The following is a 16425-nucleotide window of genomic DNA, read 5'->3' as shown; positions in this document are numbered from 1 at the left end:
GCTGCTTGCTTGGTACCGGCTTTTGCGCAGGCTCAGGCAATAACTTACTCGGCTCCGCTTGTGATTACAAAAGGCGGCACTTATACGGGTAATTACCAAAGCTTGTCGTCTGATGTGCCGTGCATCCTGGTGAATACCAACCAGCCGGTTATCCTCGACGGCTGCAACCTTTCGGGGGCTGGCCACCTGATTCAGTCGGGCTCGGGGGCCAACCTTACGGTGCGCAACTGCACGGGGGTGGCACTCACGCCCTCGACCGACAACACCCCGCCCGGCCATTTCCTCGATACCTATCAGTCGCGGAACTTGGTAGTGGAGCATAACACGCTCACCGGCACGACGGGCATTGTTGTGAACCGCTGGCAGAATACGGGTACAGGAGGCACCCTGACGGTGCGCTACAACGTGGCTACCAACATTGACGGGCGCTGGCGCAATGGCACTAGCAGCGGCGGCGAGGGCTTTACGCGCGCCAGCTTCTTGCAGCTTAATACAGTGTTGGGCCTGGCGGACGTGGATATTGCCTTCAACCAGGTGCTCAACACCCCGGATAAGAGCCGTGTTGAGGATAATATCAACTTCTACAATTCGAGCGGCACGGCCGGCAGCCCCCTGCACGTGCACGACAACTTCGTGCGTGGTGGCTACCCCGTGCCCGCTACTGCGGCGGGCTACACCGGCTCGGGCCTGACTACCGACGGCGATGCCAACACGGCTGCCACGGCCTCGGCCTACCTCGAAGCCGACCACAACCAGTTTGTGGGCGTGGGCAACGCGGCCATGAACATTGCCGCTGGCCACGACATCTACTACCACGACAACCGACTCGTGAGCAGCGGCTTGCTGCCTAATGGCCAGCGCTTCTACGCTGGCTTCACGGGCATTGGGGTATTTAACTATTACCAGCAGTTGGCAAGCGTATTTTTCAACCAGCGGGTGGAGAACAATACCATCGGCTACGTGCGCTGGGGCGGCCACGACCCTTATGACGACCGCCAGGACCTAGCTCCCGATGCCTGCGCCCCCTGCGCCGCCACCACCATTCACCTGCCCAACCCCATTACCCTGGACACGGAAAACCAGGAGTGGCTTAGCTGGCTGGCCAAGGTGCAGCAGAACAACGTAACCCTAGGGCCGCTGAATGCGGGCAACACGCCGGCTCCTACGCCAACGCCAACCCCCACGGCGGGCACGATAGCCAACCCAGGCTTTGAGGCGGATAACAAGGAAACTGCCTCACCCACGGGCTGGCAGAAAACGATTATTGCCGGTATCGGCAACCCGAGCTACACTGAGACTTACGGCACTACTCACAGCGGCACCTACCACGGCACCCACTACAGCGTACTGCCCTACGAAGTATATACCTACCAGGTAGTAACGGGCCTTGCCAATGGTACCTACCGCCTGCAGGCCTGGGTGCGGAGCGGCGGCGGGCAGGCCATCGCCCAAATGCAAGCTAAAAACTACGGCGGCGCGCAGCTAAGCACTGCCATCGGCGCTACCCCTGGCAACAGCTGGGTGCAAGTGAGCCTCGGCAACATTGCGATTAGCAACGGGCAGTGCGAGATTGGCTTCTACTCGAAAGCCACTTCCAGCCAGTGGATTTACTTCGACGACGTAACGCTGGTAGCCACGCAGAACACGGCCCCCACCGTATCACTGGCGGCAGCCAGCACCAGCCTGACGCTGGGCCAAGGCACCGCCCTCACTGCCACCGCCGCTGATGCTGATGGCAGCGTAGCCAAGGTGGAATTCTTCAACGGCACTACCAAGCTGGGCGAAGACACTGCCACGCCCTACGTCCTGAACTGGACGCCCACCGCGGCGGGCACCTACTCGCTCACGGCCATAGCCACCGACGATGCCGGCGCCAGCACCACTTCGGGTGCCATTACCGTTACGGTTACCGCCTCGGCACCCACCCCGGCGCCTACCCCAGCACCGGTAGCCGTGGGTGGCAACCTGGTGGTGAACCCCAGCTTTGAGGCCGACGGCCAGGAGATGGACGCCCCTACTGGCTGGCAAAAGACGTTGGCCCCTGGCACCGACAACCACTCTAGCTACAGCGAGGCCTACGGCGGCTCGCACAGCGGCAGCTTCCACGGCACGCAGTGGCGCCCCGAGGGCTACGAGGTGTATACCTACCAGGTTATCAACAACGTGCCCGCTGGCACTTACCGGCTGCGCGCCTGGGTGCGGGGCAGCGGCGGCCAGGCAACGGCCATTATGCTGGCCAAGAACTACGGTGGTGGCCAGCTCAGCACGCCCATCGGCGCTAGTATCTCCGATTGGCAGCAAATCGAGATTACTAACATCAACGTAACCAGTGGCACGGCCGAGATTGGCTTCTACTCGAAAGCCTCTAAAAATCAGTGGATTTACTTCGATGACGTGGAGCTGGTGGCCTTGCCCGCCACCCCCACCCCCACCACTGCTGCCAACACGGTGCTGAATGCGAGCTTCGACGACGACCAAGCGGCCGTGCTAAGCCCGCGCCAGTGGAAGGTGCAAACGGGTAGCCTAAATGGCCCCTGGGTTAGCTACACCGAATCATACGGCGGCGCGCACACGGGCACCTACCACGGCACGCACTATTCGCTGCTGCCCTACGAGATATACACCAATCAGGGAGTTAAAAAACTGCCTAACGGTACCTATAACCTCAAGGCCTGGGTGAAAGGAGATATTCGCTACAAGGCGCAGCTGCGGGCCAGCAACTACGGAGGCCCGACGCTCGCCGCTGATATTGCCAGCTCGGCTGATTGGGTGCAGGTAAGCGTGCTGGGTATCACCGTTAGCAACGGGCAGTGCGAGGTTGGCTTTTACTCCAACGGGCCCGGTGGGCAGTGGCTGTATTTTGACGACGTAGAGCTGACGCGTCAGGATGCCGGCTCGCCAGCCGACAACCTGCTGATGAGCAGCAGCGACCCGGCCGCCAGTGGCCTAGGGCTGTATCCGAACCCGGCGAACAGTCAGACTTCCGTTACGGGCACTTTTGCCCAGAATGATAACGTCACCATCACGGTCATTGACTACCAGGGCACTCAGTTGGCGCAGTTTCAGCGCACGGCCGTAGCCGGCAGCAATGAGTTCACGCTCGATACCAGCAGCCTGCCCAGCGGCACCTACACGCTGCGGGTGGTTAGCAGCAGCCAGCCCGTGCAGGTCCTGAACCTGGCAGTAGTTCACTAGGGTGTGTGCCTAATCAAACCAAAAGCCCTGGCCTAGGCCAGGGCTTTTTTTGCGTTAGTGGCCGGCCTTAGCCAAGGGCTTTGCGCGGGCGCAGCGTTTGCTGGGCCAGCAAATACAAAAACCGGGTGTTGGTGACCAGATAGCGCCGCCACAGGCGGCGAGGCTCCAGCCACAGCCGGTAGGCCCATTCCAGCCACAGGCGCCGGGCCCACACCGGCAGGCGTTGCTCTAAGCCAGCGTATACCAAAAAGGCCTGCCCTACGCCCAGCATGCATGCCCGCACCTGCCCGCGGTGGGCCGCCATCCACTTTTCTTGGCGCGGGCACCCTAGGGCTACAAAGAGCAGGTCGGGGTCGGCGGCGGCAATGGCGGCCGTGTGGGCTGCTTCTTCGGCTGGCGTAAGAGGGCGGAAGGGCGGGGCGCAGGTGCCGGCAATGCGCAGAGTGGGCAGCTCGCGCTGCGCCCGCGCCACAATAGCTTGCAATACCGCCTCGGTGGTGCCGTAGAAATAAACCGACTGGCCGCGGCGGGCGGCTTCGGCCATCAGGGCGGGCACGAGGTCCATGCCGGCCACGCGTCCTTGGGCGTAGCCAGCGCGCCAGCCAGCAACGCTGGCCACCGGCCCCCCGTCGGGCGTCACCAGGTCGGCGTCCGCTAGGATGTGCCGAAAGCTTGGGTCGCGGTGCGCCTCGACCAGCATGTGCACGTTGGCGCAGCATACGTAGGCCGAGCGGCGGGCGGCGCCCAACTGTAGAATTGTATCTACAAACTCCTCGAAGGGGCCCGTTGTGATAAAGGTGTCAAGTACCTGCTGCTTCGCTAGCATAGAGCCAGGTTTGGAAAGATTAGCGGTGTGAATACAAAACTATGCCCGCCACTACCACCCTAAGGCAGCAATGGCGGGCAAAAGGGTTTTACGCGATTAACTTAGTAGGCGTTCTTTTCGCCCATCACCATGTTCTTCACGGTTTTGGCGATGATGCGCAAATCGAGCAGTAGCGACCAGTTCTCTACGTATTCCAGGTCGTACTCCACGCGCTTCTCCATAGCGCCGCTGGCGCGGGTTTCGCCGCGGTAGCCGTTCACCTGGGCGTAGCCCGTAATGCCGGGCGTAACGGCGTGGCGCTGCGGGTAGGCGTGGATTTGTTTGGAGTATTCTTCCAGTTGCGAGACCATATTGGGCCGAGGGCCAACCACCGACATGTGCCCTAGCCACACGTTAAAGAACTGGGGCAGCTCGTCGAGGCTAGAAGCGCGCAAGAACCGGCCTACGCGGGTGATGCGTGCATCGCCTTTCGTGGCCTGTAGCTCGGTACCGCCCGTGTCGGTGCGCATAGTGCGCAGCTTGTAGCACGGAAACAGCTTGTTGCGCTTACCGGGCCGCATCTGCTTGAAGAATATGGGGCCGGGCGAATCCAGCTTGATAATTAAAGCCAGGATGGGCATTATCACTGGAAAGACTCCTACGATAACCAAACCGGAGAAAACCAAATCGAATACCCGCTTGGAAATTTGGTTGGGCCGGAAGGTGAGCGGGTGGCGCCGCACCGTGAGGATAGGGCCGTGGGCGTGGTAGTGGATATTGACGTGCTTGTGCAGCGTGCCTTCAAAGTCAGGCACAATGCGGAAGGCAATGAAGTTTTCATCCGCAAAGCTGGCCAGTTGCTGCATGTACTCGCCCTGGTTGAGGGGCAGCGCGCAGTATATCTCGTCTACCTGCTGCCGCTCGCAGTAGGCTTTCAACTCCTCCAGGCGGCCTAGGTACAGGTGGCTTACTTCGGCTGGCACGGGCTCATCGCTGAAAAAACCCAGGCAGTTATTGCCCACCGAGTCGTGCACTTCCAAGAAGCGGTACAGGTCTACCCCGCTGCGGCCAGCCCCCAGCACCACGTACTGGCTTTGGGGCCGGGCCCAGCGGTAGCGGAACGTGCGCCGGATAAAGGCAATGCCCAACCGGGCGACAATAATGCTTACCCCTGCTACCACGTACAGTAAGGCCACGTAGCGTAACGGCAAAGGCCGCACGCGCAGCAGCTCGGTACCCGCCGTCAGCACAATGGAGTGCAGCACAAGGGTGCGCATTAGGGCCCACGCTTTTTCAGCGTAGGTGCTCAGGCGGTCGGCGGCGGCAGTGCTCGCAAACTGACCGGCGACAATCCACCAAAGCAGCGCGAAGACGGCGAAATACATGGCGTCCTCGCTGTCAAATTGCCAGTCACTCCGCTGGTAGTAGCGCACCAGGCGAAAAGCTCCGAAGATGAGCAGCACATCTACCATAAGTAGGATGAGCTGGTTGAAGTAGATTCTACGCTTATAGAGTACCATAGTAGTTTGGTTATCGGCTAATCCATTCAAGGATGGGGGAGGCGTAGCCGAATGTTGTTTTCATGCTTAAAGATACGCGAGGCTAATACGGCACAGATTCATTCCTTGGTGTTAAATTTAGAAATAATTTGATTATTATAATTATAAGCTGGGAATTAGGCTTATACTATAAGAATAATTCTATTTCAAAAGTTGAGCTTATAAATTACCTCAGTAATTATTGTATTCTGTAAGGCAAAAGTGGTGCCAGCAAATGCCAGCTTACTTATTTAAAAATCTAAACATCAAGCAGTAATGCTATTTAAATTCACCAAATTTAGTTAGCCCCATACTGCCGAGCATACAGCTTCAATACGCCTTGCCGATAGCTTAGCAGCTCTAGGGTATAGTCGGGCTCGGCTGGCTCGGCCGCGGGCAAATGAATGCGCAAACGGCCGGGACTGGCTTCCACCCAAGTGCCTTCCTGCGCCTGCAGGCCCCCGCCCGGCGCCAGGTCGTAGCGCGTAAAACGACCGGCGGGCCCCAGCCAAAAGCCCGGCCGCCCACCCGGCAGGTAGCGAAAGCGGTACGTGTTGCGGCGGTAAACGAGGGTGTCGGCGCGGCTGGCTTCGGGCAGCAGCAGCCAGGTGCCGCGCAAGGCCGCAAGTTGGCTTGTAGGCACGTCAGCGGCTATTTTATCGCTGGTGGCGGCCGGCTGGCAAGCGGCTAGTAGCAGTAAGCAGGCAACGTAAGCTAGGCGCATAACGCACCTTGTACGTAAACCAGCGCCCGTAGCTTGCTGCTGGCCGTACTTTTGGCAAGCCGCGCGGCGGGGCCTAGGGCCCAGTCGCCCCTTGCCGGGCATAACCTGAATAATTGGAAAAGTGGACAATCGCGCCCTGATAAAAGCCTTTCGCCTAACGGCCCAGCTGCTGGAGCTGCACGACGAAAATCCGTTTAAGATTCGTGCGTACGAGGGCACGGCCACGGCCCTGGAGCAGCTGGAATTTCCGGTGGCCGAGGTAGAGCGCCCCGGCCTGCCCGACCGCACCGGCCTGAGCAAAACCCAGGCTGCCAAGGTAGCCGAGCTGCTCGACACCGGCACCTTCGAGGAGCTGCAGCGCTTACTCGACACCACCCCGCCTGGCGTGGTAGAGCTGCTGGGTATCAAGGGTATTGGCCCCAAAAAAGTACGGGCGCTGTGGCGCGACGCGGGCATTGAAGGCCCCGAACAGCTGCGCGAAGCGGCCGAAGCGGGCCGCGTGGCGCAGCTCAAGGGCTTCGGGGCCAAAACCCAGGAGGCTATTCTGACGGCGCTGGACTTTACCGACCAGAGCGCGGGCAAGCTGCTGTTTTCGCAGGCCGAGCAGCTGGCCCTCGACCTGGGCGCTCGCCTAGAGCCGCTACCGGGCGTAAGCGAGGTGGCGGCCGTGGGCGAGGTGCGCCGCGCCCTAGAAGTAGTGGAAACGGTGGCCCTGCTGGTAGCCGCGCCCGACCCCGGCCCCGTGCACGACCTGCTGAATGCAGCGCCCGGCCTGCGCGCCGACCCGCGCCGCTCGGGACCCTGGGCCTGGCGCGGCACCACGGCCGAGGGCGGCGTGGCCGTGGCCGTGCGCGTGGTGCCCGCAACAGAGTTTGCGAACCAGCTGGCCAGCGAAACCGGCAACGCTGCGCACCTCGACGCGCCCCTGCCCCACCCCGCCCCCGGCAAGCCCAATACGCTGCGCCAGTGGCTCAAGCGCGAGCGCTTCGCCAGCGAAGACGACCTGTACGCGGCGGCCGGCTTGCAGTACGTGGTGCCCGAGCTGCGTGAGGGCTTGGGCGAAATTGAGCTGGCGGCCGAGCATAAAATTCCGCGCCTGCTGGAAGACGGCGACCTACGCGGCTCGCTGCACAACCACAGCACGTACTCCGACGGCAGCCACTCGCTGCGCCAGATGGCTACTTTCTTGCGCGATGCGGGCTACGAGTACCTCGGCATTTGCGACCACTCGCAGGCTGCGCACTACGCCAATGGCCTGGGGCCGGAGCGCGTGCGCCAGCAGCAGCGCGAAATTGACGAGCTGAACCAGGAGCTGGCCCCTTTCCGCATCTTCAAAGGCATTGAGGCCGACATCCTGGGCGATGGCAGCCTGGACTACGACGCCGAGCTGCGCGACACGTTTGACTTCGTAGTGGCCAGCATCCATTCCAACCTGAAGATGGACGAGCAGCGCGCCACCGAGCGCCTGCTGGCCGCCATTGCCAACCCGCACTGCACCATGCTGGGCCACCCCACCGGCCGCCTGCTGCTGCGCCGCGCCGGCTACCCCATCGACTTCAAGGCCGTCATTGACGCCTGCGCCCAGCACCAGGTTATTATTGAAATCAACGCCAACCCCTGGCGGCTCGACCTCGACTGGCGCTGGGTGCGCTACGCCCTAGGCCAGGGCGTGCAGCTCAGCATCAACCCCGATGCCCACCACACCAACGGCTACGCCGACATGCGCTACGGCGTACTGGCCGGCCGCAAGGGTATGCTCACGAAGGAGATGACGTTCAACGCCAAATCGGCGGAGGAAGCTGCCAATTACTTTGCCGCGCGCAAAGCGAAATTTTAATGTTAAAAAGTGAGGAATGTAAAAATGTGAGGAATATGGAAAATGGGAAAATTAGCAAGTGAAAATTATATTTAATTAATTGATTATTTAATTTTTACATTTCCACATTTATCAGAGTTCTCACATTCAAAAATTTATGAAAATTCTGGTACTGCGCTTTTCCTCCATCGGTGACATCGTGCTGACGACGCCGGTGGTGCGGCAGTTGAAGACGCAGGTGCCGGGCGCGGCCATTCACTACGCCACCAAGCCGGCCTACGCCGCGCTATTCGAAGCCAGTCCCTACGTCGACAAGCTGCACTTGCTGCGCGGTAGCCTGGGAGCCCTGGTGCAAGAGCTGCGGGCTGAGCGGTTTGATTTCATCGTCGATTTGCACAATAACCTGCGCACGCGGCTTATTCGGCTGCAGCTACCGGGCGTGCCGGCCCGGGCCTTCGATAAGCTTAATTGGCAGAAGTACCTGCTGGTGCGCTTCAAAATCAACCGCTTGCCTCCCGTGCACATCGTGGACCGCTACCGGGCGGCGGCCGCCCCCCTAGGGGTGGTGGACGATGGCCGGGGCTTGGATTATTTCATTCCGCCTGGCCAGCAGGTAAACGTGCCAGCTACTTTGCCCGCCGGCTTTCGGCCGGGGCACTACGTGGCCGTGGCCATTGGGGCGCAGCACGCCACCAAGCGCCTGCCCGTCGAGAAGCTCATTGAGCTGATGGGCCGCCTGGCCCCGCGCCCGGTGGTGCTGCTGGGGGGCCCCGAAGACGAAACCACTGGCCACGTCATTGAGCTAGCAGCCAGCTCGCCCATTTTCAACGGGTGCGGGCAGTTTTCGCTGCACCAGTCGGCCTCGCTGCTGCGGCAGGCGCAGTTCGTAGTCAGCCACGATACGGGGCTGATGCACATAGCGGCGGCGTTTAAAAAGCCGATTTTCAGCGTGTGGGGCAACACGGTGCCGCAGTTTGGCATGTATCCCTACCGCGCGCCCTTCGAGGTGCTGGCGGTAGCGGGCCTAGGGTGCCGGCCGTGCTCCAAGATTGGTTTTGCGCAGTGCCCCCTAGGGCATTTCAAGTGCATGAAAGACCAGGACTTGGCCCGGGATTGGACGAAGCTCCTGTAGCAACCCAGCAGCTGCGCCCCCATGTCAAGTAGTTGTCAGGTCGCAATTCCTAACCTCACGCTCCACACTTTGCCACCGTTTGCGTTTCTGTGGGGGCCTGTTTTCCGCTAGCCTTGGCCAGCTGGCCAAGGCACAACCGCTACTGGCGCCCCACCGCAGTACCAAGCTTAATGGGGCGGCCGGAGCCATCTTTGCCCCCGTATGCCCGACCTCGCCGCCCCCCTCCCTTACTTCGTCTTCGACTTCGACTCCACCTTTACGCAAGTCGAAGGCCTGGACGAGCTGGCCGAAATCGCCCTCACCGGCCGGCCCGACCAGGCGGAAAAAGTAGCCGCCATTAAAGCCCTGACCGACCAGGGCATGGCGGGCGAAATCGGTTTTCAGGAGTCGCTGGCGCGGCGGCTGGCACTGCTGGGGGCGCAGCGGCAGCACCTGGCGCCGCTGGTGGCGCGGCTGCAGGGCAAGGTCAGCGAGAGCATCCGGCGCAACGGCGACTTCTTCCGGCGCTACGCCGACCGCATCTACGTGGTGAGCAGCGGGTTCCGCGAGTTTATCGAGCCCGTGGTGGCCGCCTACGGCGTGCGGCCCGACCACGTGCTGGCCAATACTTTCACCTTCGACGATGCCGGCAATATCACCGGCTGCGATGCCAGCAACGTGCTGAGCCGCGACGGCGGCAAGATTCAGCAGCTGCGCGACTTGCAGCTCGACGGGCCGGTGTACGTGCTCGGCGACGGCTACACCGACTATCAAATCCGCGAGGCCGGACTGGCCAAGCGCTTCTACGCCTACACCGAGAACGTGAGCCGCCCCAGCGTGGTGGCCCACGCCGACCAGGTGCTGCCCACCTTCGACGAGTTCTTATACCAACTGAAACTCCCCATGACCCTGAGCTACCCCAAAAACCGCATTAAGGTGCTGCTGCTCGAAAACCCCGATGCCCGCGCCGCCGAGCTGTTTCGCCAGGAAGGCTACCAGGTGGAACTGGTGGCCGGCGCCCTCGACGAGGACGAGCTACTGGCCCGCATCGAGGGCGTGAGCATCCTTGGCATCCGCTCGAAAACGCACGTGACCGAAAAGGTGCTGGCCGCCGCCAACCGCCTCATCGCCATCGGGGCCTTCTGCATCGGCACCAACCAGATTGACTTGCCCGAGGCCATGCGCCGGGGCGTGGCCGTGTTCAACGCGCCGTTTTCGAATACCCGCTCGGTGGTAGAGCTGACCCTGGCCGAGCTGATTGTGCTGGCCCGCCGCATCCCGGAGAAAAACCCCAAGATGCACCAGGGCGAGTGGGACAAGTCGGCCAAGGGCGCCTTCGAGGTGCGCGGCAAGACGCTGGGTATCATCGGCTACGGCAACATCGGGGCGCAGCTCTCAGTGGTGGCCGAGGCCCTAGGGCTCAAGGTCATCTACTACGACATTGCCGAAAAATTGCAGCTTGGCAACGCCCACAAGGCCGTCAGCCTAGAGGAGCTACTGCCCCAGGCCGACATCGTGACGCTGCACATCGATGGGCGGCCCGAAAACCAGGACTTCTTCGGCGCCCAACACTTCGCCCTGATGAAGCCCGGCGCCTTGTTCATCAACAACGCCCGCGGCCACGTGGTGGACGTGCCGGCCCTGGCCGCCGCCCTGCGCAGCGGCCACCTGGGCGGCGCGGCCGTAGACGTGTTTCCGCACGAGCCCAAGACCAACGCCGAGGCCTTCGAGAGCGAGCTGCGCCACCTGCCCAACGTGCTGCTCACGCCCCACATCGGCGGCAGCACGGCCGAGGCCCAGCGCAACATCGCCGAGTTCGTGCCCGAGCGCATCATGCAGTTTATCAACAGCGGCAACACGCAGCAGAGCGTCAATTTCCCCAACATCCTGCTGCCCGCCCAGCAGCAGGCGCACCGCCTCATCCACATTCACGCCAACGTGCCCGGCGTGCTGGCCCGCATCAACAATGTGCTGGCCCAGCACCACGTCAACATCCTGGGCCAGTACCTGAAAACCAACGAGCTGGTGGGCTACGTCATCACCGACATCGACAAGGCCTACGACCAGGACGTGATTCAGGCCCTGCGCGAGGTGGAGCACACCATCAAGTTCCGGGTATTGTATTAAAAAGTAGCCTGGACTTTGTAGTCTGGGCTACTACTCGGCATCGGCGGCTTGCTGGCTTTCGGCGGGGGTGGTTTCCGGCTGGCGCTGCAGCAGTTTGGGCGGCAGGTTCAGTACTTGCTCCAGGGGTATCTGCCACAGCTCCTCCACCGGGATGCCGCGCTTCAGCTCGGTTTGCAGCTCGCCTATCAAGGACAGGGCCGACGCCAGCGGACAGTGAAACTTACGCACCATGTAGCTGGCAGCCAGGCTCACCCACTGGTCAATGCTTTGCTGAATGAACAGCAGGTCGGCATCAGGGGCTTCGCGGAGGTGGGGCTGCTGGCTGGTGCGCGCTTCCTCTTCTAGGTGCAGCCGAACAGTATTCAGGGCGAGGGCAAACAGGGTTTTGTCGCGGCGCAGCTGGCGCAGGCGGGGCAGAGTAGCCATGGTAGCTCGGGAAGGCAGTGGAAGCCGCAAAGGTAGAAGCGGCAAAGCCGGGTCGGCGGCCCTAGGCCTTATTGCCCGCGCTACTCCCGCAAAAAGCCCCAGCCGTAGTCGGTTGGGGCTTTTTGCGGGAGTAGCGCGGGCTACCTACTGGCGCACTACGCGCTGAGTGCTGGTGCCGGCCGCCGTAGCTACGCGCAGCAGGTAGAGGCCGGGGGCCAGGGCCGGCAGCGCGGGCAAGGCTTGGGGCGCGGCCCCAAGCTGCACCACTTGGCTATACAAGGGGCGGCCTTCGGTGGTGAGCAGGACTACGGTAGCTGTTTGCGGCGCGGCACCGGCGGGCAGTGCCACGTTCAGCTCGGCGCCGAACACGGTGGGAAATGCCTGGACCTGGGTGGCGGCGCCTAGGCCCTCGGCGCGGCTCAAGGCCACGGTAGCCGAGTAAGCCAGGGTGCCGTCCTGGTCCACCTGGCGCAGGCGGTAGTAGCTAGTGCCGGCCGGGGCCGCGGCATCCAGGTACTGGTACTGGTGAGCGCTGGCGCTGTTGCCCAGCGCCGCCACCTGCCCCACCTGCTCAAATGCCACCCCGTCGGGGCTGCGCTCCAAGCCAAAATAGGCGCTGTTCATTTCCGAGGCCGTAGTCCAGCTCAGCTGGTTGCCACCCCCTAGGGCCTGGCCACTGAAGGCCACCAGCACCACTGGCAGCGGGGCTACCAGCGTGGGAATCGTGGCCGACTGGCTCTGCTCGAAGCGGTAGACGCTGCCCGTACCATTGCCCACAAACAAATCCAGCAGGCCGTTGCCGTCGAGGTCAGTGACGGCAGGCGCGGCAAAGCCATTGGCCCCACTCATGCTGATGGCGGTGCTGCCATCGGTGGTCAGGTTGCCCAGTGACTTGAACGTCACGGCATTGGTGCCGGTCTGGGTGTAGAGCACAATGGCGCCGGCCTGGTTACCGAGCAGCATGTCGAGGTAGCCATCGCCGTTGTAGTCGGTCAGCAGGGGCTTGTCCACGCTGCCAGCGTCGATGACAACGCCCTTCTCGTCCTTCATCTGCCCTAGGATGTTGAAGGTGACGGCGTTGGGGGCGGTTTGCTCGTAGCGGCGCAGCGTGCCGTCGTTGCTGCCCACCAGCACGTCGAGCAAGCCGTTGTTATCCAGGTCGGCCAGCGTGGGGCGCGGGTAGTAGCCGCTGGCCGCACTGCTGCCGCTGTAGGGGTTGGCAAAGAGGGGGCTGCGGTTGAACAGCAGTGCCCCAGGGCCCGAAGCCGCGGTTTGCTCGTAGCGCAGCACCGAGCCCAGCTCCTCGCCCACCAGCAACTCAAGCAGGCCATCGCCGTCGAGGTCGGTTAGGGTGGGCTTGGCGTAGTGGCCGTTGGCATTATTCGCGCCCACGTTCAGGGTGGTGCCATCGGCATTCTTCAGCAGCGTGCCCGCGCCGAAGCTGGTGTCATTCGTGCGCGTTTGCTCGAAGGCTTTAATGGTGCCATCGCCCTGGCCCACCAGCAGGTCAATCAGTCCGTCGCCGTCGAGGTCACCCACGGTGGGGGTCGAGAAATTGCCGCTGGCTAGGGTGCTTACCACGCTGTTTGACTTCTGGGCGTAGCTCACGGCCGACGACTGGCGGGTAATACCCAGCTTATTGGCCGTGAGGGCCGTGCCCTTGGCCGTGGTCAGGCGCAGGCGGCCGGTGGCGGCGGCGCGCGGCACCTCCACTACTACGGCGATGGCCGAGGAGCTAAGCACCTTCACGGGCAGCCCGTTGAGCATCACCGATTTCAAGTTGTTCAGGCCCGTGCCCGTGATGGTAACGGAAGCGCCCGGCGCGGCTTGGGCGGGGGCAAAGCCCACGATGGTTTGGGCCGCGGCGGCCGCAGGCAGCCCGAAACCGAGCAGCGCCAGGGCTGCGAAACGCTTGGTAAAAGTTTCTATCATAGAAGTAGCGCTTAAAGAAGAGTAGGTAGAATTTTTTGCGGAAGCATCACAAAAATATCTAACTAAGCCCAACAATAAGCCTACTAACAAAACGCACTTTTTACCTCGACCATACAGGGACGATTGACTATTAAGCTTTTAAAGTTGTAAAACTTTTTTAAGCGCCGCTATATTTTCTTGATAACATCCTGTTTTATAAGCGCTGCCGCACCTCGCTCAGCGTCCACTGCATGGCGTCGCGGGTGCGCTGGTCGTCGCCCAAGATGTTGTTGTTGAAGAACGTAACGGCCACCAGCCGGCCGCTCTTGCAGCGCAGGTAGCCGGCCAGGTTGCAGGTATGGGTGAGGGTACCGGTTTTGCCCCAAAACCAGGTCACTTTGGGCGGGCCAGGCTCGAAGTAGCGCTTGCGCAGCGTGCCCTGGCCGCCGCCGGCCGCTAGCAGGCTCAGCAGGCGCGGCTCGGGCAGCTGCTGGTGCAGGCGCACCAGCAGCGCCGTGAGGGTGCGCGGCGTGAGCAGGTTGAAGCGCGAGAGCCCTGAGCCGTCCACCCAGTCGGGGCGGTCGGGCAGGGTGCGCAGCTGGTTTTTAAGCAAATACCGAATGGTGCGCGCCCCGCTCAGCGAGTCGCGGTAGCCCACTTGGGTGCTGGCCATCAGCAGCAGCTGCTCGGCCAGGAAGTTGTCGCTCACGCGCAGCATGCGGCGGTAGAGTGAGTCGGCGCGTAGCCCGTGCAGGGTGCGAATGCTGTCTTGGCCGGGCCTAGGGTGCCAGGGGCCAATGCCGACCACGGCCCGGCGTAGGGTGTCGCCCAGCAGGCGCAGCAGCAGCTGGCGGCTGGTGCGGTAGGGTATTTCATCCACCCACTTCTTGGGGGCCGGCAGGTAGGTGAAGCGGTTGTCGAGCTGCGCCCGAAACACGTGCTCCTCGTGGTCCTGGTCGGGCGAGAGGCGAAAGTCGGGCCCGGCCTTGGCGGTGAGGGGCGCGAAGGCGCGAGGCGCCACCCGCACCCGCTGCGGCAGGGGCTGCAGTGGCGCGCCGGGCCTAGGGCGCGCCAGCTGCGGCGCGCTGCCATAGAAGCGCACCGTGTTGCCGTAGAGCGGGAAGGCCGTGCGCTCGGGCTGGAAATAGTAGTTAAAGTCGTCCCAGGTCCAGCCGGGTCCGTAGGCGGGCACGCAGGCAATGTCGCAGTAGGCCAGCACTTTCTCGGGCCGGCCGGCCAAAAAGGCGTAGGCCCGCCGCGAGGGCACGTCGCCGTGCAGCAGCGTAGGGTCGCCGGTGCCCTGGAAGAAGAGCGTGTCGCCCCTAGAGAAGTAGCGCAGGCTGGGCAGCGAGTCGCCGAGCAGCGTGAGGCCGGCGTAGAGGCTAAATAATTTTAGGGTGCTGGCCGGAGTGAAGTCCTTGCCCGCGTTGTAGCCGAAGAGGAGCTCGCCGGTGGTGGCATCGGCCAGGGCCACGCCCACCTGCTGGCGGCGCAGCGCCCGGCTGCTATCGAGGCGCTGGCGCAGCCAGGGCATATCGACCTTGCCCGTGGCCGAATCGAGGACGATGGCCGCCGGCACGGGCGGCTGGGAAGTGGTAGCTTGCCCGCAGGCAGAGGTGAGCGGCAGCAGGGCTAGCCAAACAGCCCAGCGCAACTGGCCGGCAGCAAGAGTGGAGAAAGACAGAATCGGCACGGCGCAACTTACGCAGGAAGGCCTTAGTCCATAGCCGGCCGGCCCCTTTTGGGCGGCTCCTACTGCTTATGCGCCTTTTGTACCGCCTGCTGGCCCTAGGGGTTCTGCTGAGCCCGAGGCTAACCCACGCCCAGCCTAAAACCCCCGCCGACTTTGGCTACCGCCACCTGCAAATGCGCTACAAAGGGGACACTGTGAACGTGCTGGTGCTCTCCAAAAAAGGGGAGGAGCTGAAGCGCAAGCCAGTGTTCTTCTTTGCCCAAGGGTCTTCCCCTAGCCCCGTAATACTCTACGACGAGCAAGGCGCTTACCGGCTGATTCCTATCAAGATGGACTCCTTATTGGCCCGCTGCCACCTGGTGGTAGTAGCCAAGCCCGGCCTGCCGCTGGTGGGCGACTTGCGCCAGCTGGGCCCCGGCGGCTACGTACTGGATACCAAAACCGGGCTACTGCCTGCTAAGTATTGCCAGCACAACTACCTGGAGTATTACGTGCGGCGCAACCGGGTTGTGCTGCGCTACCTCAGCCGCCAGCCCTGGGTGCAAGCCGACGACATCACGGCCATGGGCCACTCGGAAGGCAGCGCCGTAGTAGCCCGCATGGCGCGCCATTCGCACCACCTGCGGCGCGTTATTTATTTGGCGGGCAGCCCCCTAGGGCGCATGCTCACGCAGGTTTCGGGCGCGCGGCTGGAGGTCGACTCGGCCACGGCGGAAAGCTTATTCAACCGCTGGCAGCAGGTGGTGGCCGCCCCCAGCCAGGTAGATTGCCACGGCGACAGCAACCGCTTGATTTATTCGCTTTCGACGCCGTCAACTCCGCTGGAAGACCTCCTGCACAGCCGCCTGCCCATCTTCGTGGGCTACGGCACCCGCGACCGCTCGGCGCTGCTCAACGATTACCTGCGGCTAGAAGCCATTCGGCGGCGCAAAACCAACTTCGCCTTCCACGCCTACCCCGAGGTAGAGCACAATTTCTTCGGCTTCACCAACGGCAAAATCGATTACGAAAAAGGGCAGTGGGACCGGGTGGCCCGCGACTTTTTTGCCTGGATGACCATGCACTAGCTATCCGGCGCC

General features: G+C 62.5%; 11 protein-coding genes. 5 read left to right on the top strand and 6 right to left on the bottom strand.

What is annotated here, in order from left to right:
* The first annotated feature begins 60 nt into the window (after nucleotides 1-60).
* A complete protein-coding gene (locus HHL22_RS24420; protein WP_169533360.1) occupies nucleotides 61-3195 on the top strand; it encodes an Ig-like domain-containing protein in 3135 nt (1044 codons plus the stop codon).
* A gap of 67 nt (nucleotides 3196-3262) precedes the next feature.
* Here HHL22_RS24420 and HHL22_RS21105 read toward each other — a convergent pair whose 3' ends face one another.
* The 3 genes from HHL22_RS21105 to HHL22_RS21095 form a co-directional block, all read right to left on the bottom strand.
* Complete coding sequence (locus HHL22_RS21105; protein WP_169533359.1) at nucleotides 3263-4021, bottom strand: WecB/TagA/CpsF family glycosyltransferase; 759 nt, start codon at nucleotides 4019-4021, stop codon at nucleotides 3263-3265.
* Nucleotides 4022-4122: 101 nt separating this feature from the next.
* Entirely contained in the window at nucleotides 4123-5520 is a 1398-nt protein-coding gene (locus HHL22_RS21100; RefSeq protein ID WP_169533358.1) for an undecaprenyl-phosphate glucose phosphotransferase, read from the bottom strand.
* Between the two features lie 316 nt (nucleotides 5521-5836).
* Nucleotides 5837-6181, bottom strand: coding sequence for a hypothetical protein (locus tag HHL22_RS21095; protein WP_169533357.1), 345 nt, complete (start codon nucleotides 6179-6181; stop codon nucleotides 5837-5839).
* Nucleotides 6182-6383: 202 nt separating this feature from the next.
* Here HHL22_RS21095 and HHL22_RS21090 point away from each other — a divergent pair, with 202 nt between their 5' ends.
* The 3 genes from HHL22_RS21090 (at nucleotide 6384) to serA (ending at nucleotide 11316) form a co-directional block, all read left to right on the top strand.
* Nucleotides 6384-8099, top strand: coding sequence for a helix-hairpin-helix domain-containing protein (locus HHL22_RS21090; RefSeq protein WP_169533356.1), 1716 nt, complete (start codon nucleotides 6384-6386; stop codon nucleotides 8097-8099).
* A 136-nt stretch (nucleotides 8100-8235) separates the two neighbouring features.
* On the top strand, nucleotides 8236-9210 hold the full coding sequence (locus HHL22_RS21085) for a glycosyltransferase family 9 protein (RefSeq protein WP_169533355.1): 975 nt from the start codon (nucleotides 8236-8238) through the stop codon (nucleotides 9208-9210).
* Between the two features lie 201 nt (nucleotides 9211-9411).
* Nucleotides 9412-11316 carry a phosphoglycerate dehydrogenase gene (gene serA / locus HHL22_RS21080; protein ID WP_169533354.1) on the top strand — a complete coding sequence of 635 codons (1905 nt, stop codon included), beginning with the start codon at nucleotides 9412-9414 and terminating at the stop codon, nucleotides 11314-11316.
* A gap of 30 nt (nucleotides 11317-11346) precedes the next feature.
* Here the strand turns inward: serA and HHL22_RS21075 are convergent, their stop codons facing one another.
* From HHL22_RS21075 to HHL22_RS21065, 3 genes are all read right to left on the bottom strand, one after another.
* Nucleotides 11347-11742, bottom strand: a complete 396-nt coding sequence (locus HHL22_RS21075) for a hypothetical protein (RefSeq protein ID WP_169533353.1) — start codon at nucleotides 11740-11742, stop codon at nucleotides 11347-11349.
* Nucleotides 11743-11886: 144 nt separating this feature from the next.
* Complete coding sequence (locus HHL22_RS21070) at nucleotides 11887-13674, bottom strand: FG-GAP-like repeat-containing protein (RefSeq protein ID WP_169533352.1); 1788 nt, start codon at nucleotides 13672-13674, stop codon at nucleotides 11887-11889.
* Between the two features lie 193 nt (nucleotides 13675-13867).
* Nucleotides 13868-15346: a D-alanyl-D-alanine carboxypeptidase gene (locus HHL22_RS21065; protein ID WP_169533351.1), complete on the bottom strand. Its 1479-nt coding sequence runs from the start codon at nucleotides 15344-15346 to the stop codon at nucleotides 13868-13870.
* Between the two features lie 68 nt (nucleotides 15347-15414).
* Here HHL22_RS21065 and HHL22_RS21060 point away from each other — a divergent pair, with 68 nt between their 5' ends.
* Entirely contained in the window at nucleotides 15415-16413 is a 999-nt protein-coding gene (locus tag HHL22_RS21060; protein WP_169533350.1) for a dienelactone hydrolase family protein, read from the top strand.
* Nucleotides 16414-16425 lie beyond the last annotated feature (12 nt).

This window comes from Hymenobacter polaris (assembly GCF_012927305.1).
In the GTDB taxonomy this organism is placed as follows: Bacteria; Bacteroidota; Bacteroidia; order Cytophagales; family Hymenobacteraceae; genus Hymenobacter; species Hymenobacter polaris.
Note: the sequence above shows the minus strand (reverse complement) of the source record. Positions and strands in the feature narration are given on the sequence as shown.

What these genes read in the sequence shown, in the direction of transcription:
- HHL22_RS21105 (WP_169533359.1), bottom strand. Translation starts at nt 4,021, where the DNA reads ATGCTAGCGAAGCAGCAGGTACTTGACACCTTTATCACAACGGGCCCC.
- HHL22_RS21100 (WP_169533358.1), bottom strand. Translation starts at nt 5,520, where the DNA reads ATGGTACTCTATAAGCGTAGAATCTACTTCAACCAGCTCATCCTACTT.
- HHL22_RS21085 (WP_169533355.1), top strand. Translation starts at nt 8,236, where the DNA reads ATGAAAATTCTGGTACTGCGCTTTTCCTCCATCGGTGACATCGTGCTG.
- serA (WP_169533354.1), top strand. Translation starts at nt 9,412, where the DNA reads ATGCCCGACCTCGCCGCCCCCCTCCCTTACTTCGTCTTCGACTTCGAC.
- HHL22_RS21075 (WP_169533353.1), bottom strand. Translation starts at nt 11,742, where the DNA reads ATGGCTACTCTGCCCCGCCTGCGCCAGCTGCGCCGCGACAAAACCCTG.
- HHL22_RS21070 (WP_169533352.1), bottom strand. Translation starts at nt 13,674, where the DNA reads ATGATAGAAACTTTTACCAAGCGTTTCGCAGCCCTGGCGCTGCTCGGT.
- HHL22_RS21060 (WP_169533350.1), top strand. Translation starts at nt 15,415, where the DNA reads ATGCGCCTTTTGTACCGCCTGCTGGCCCTAGGGGTTCTGCTGAGCCCG.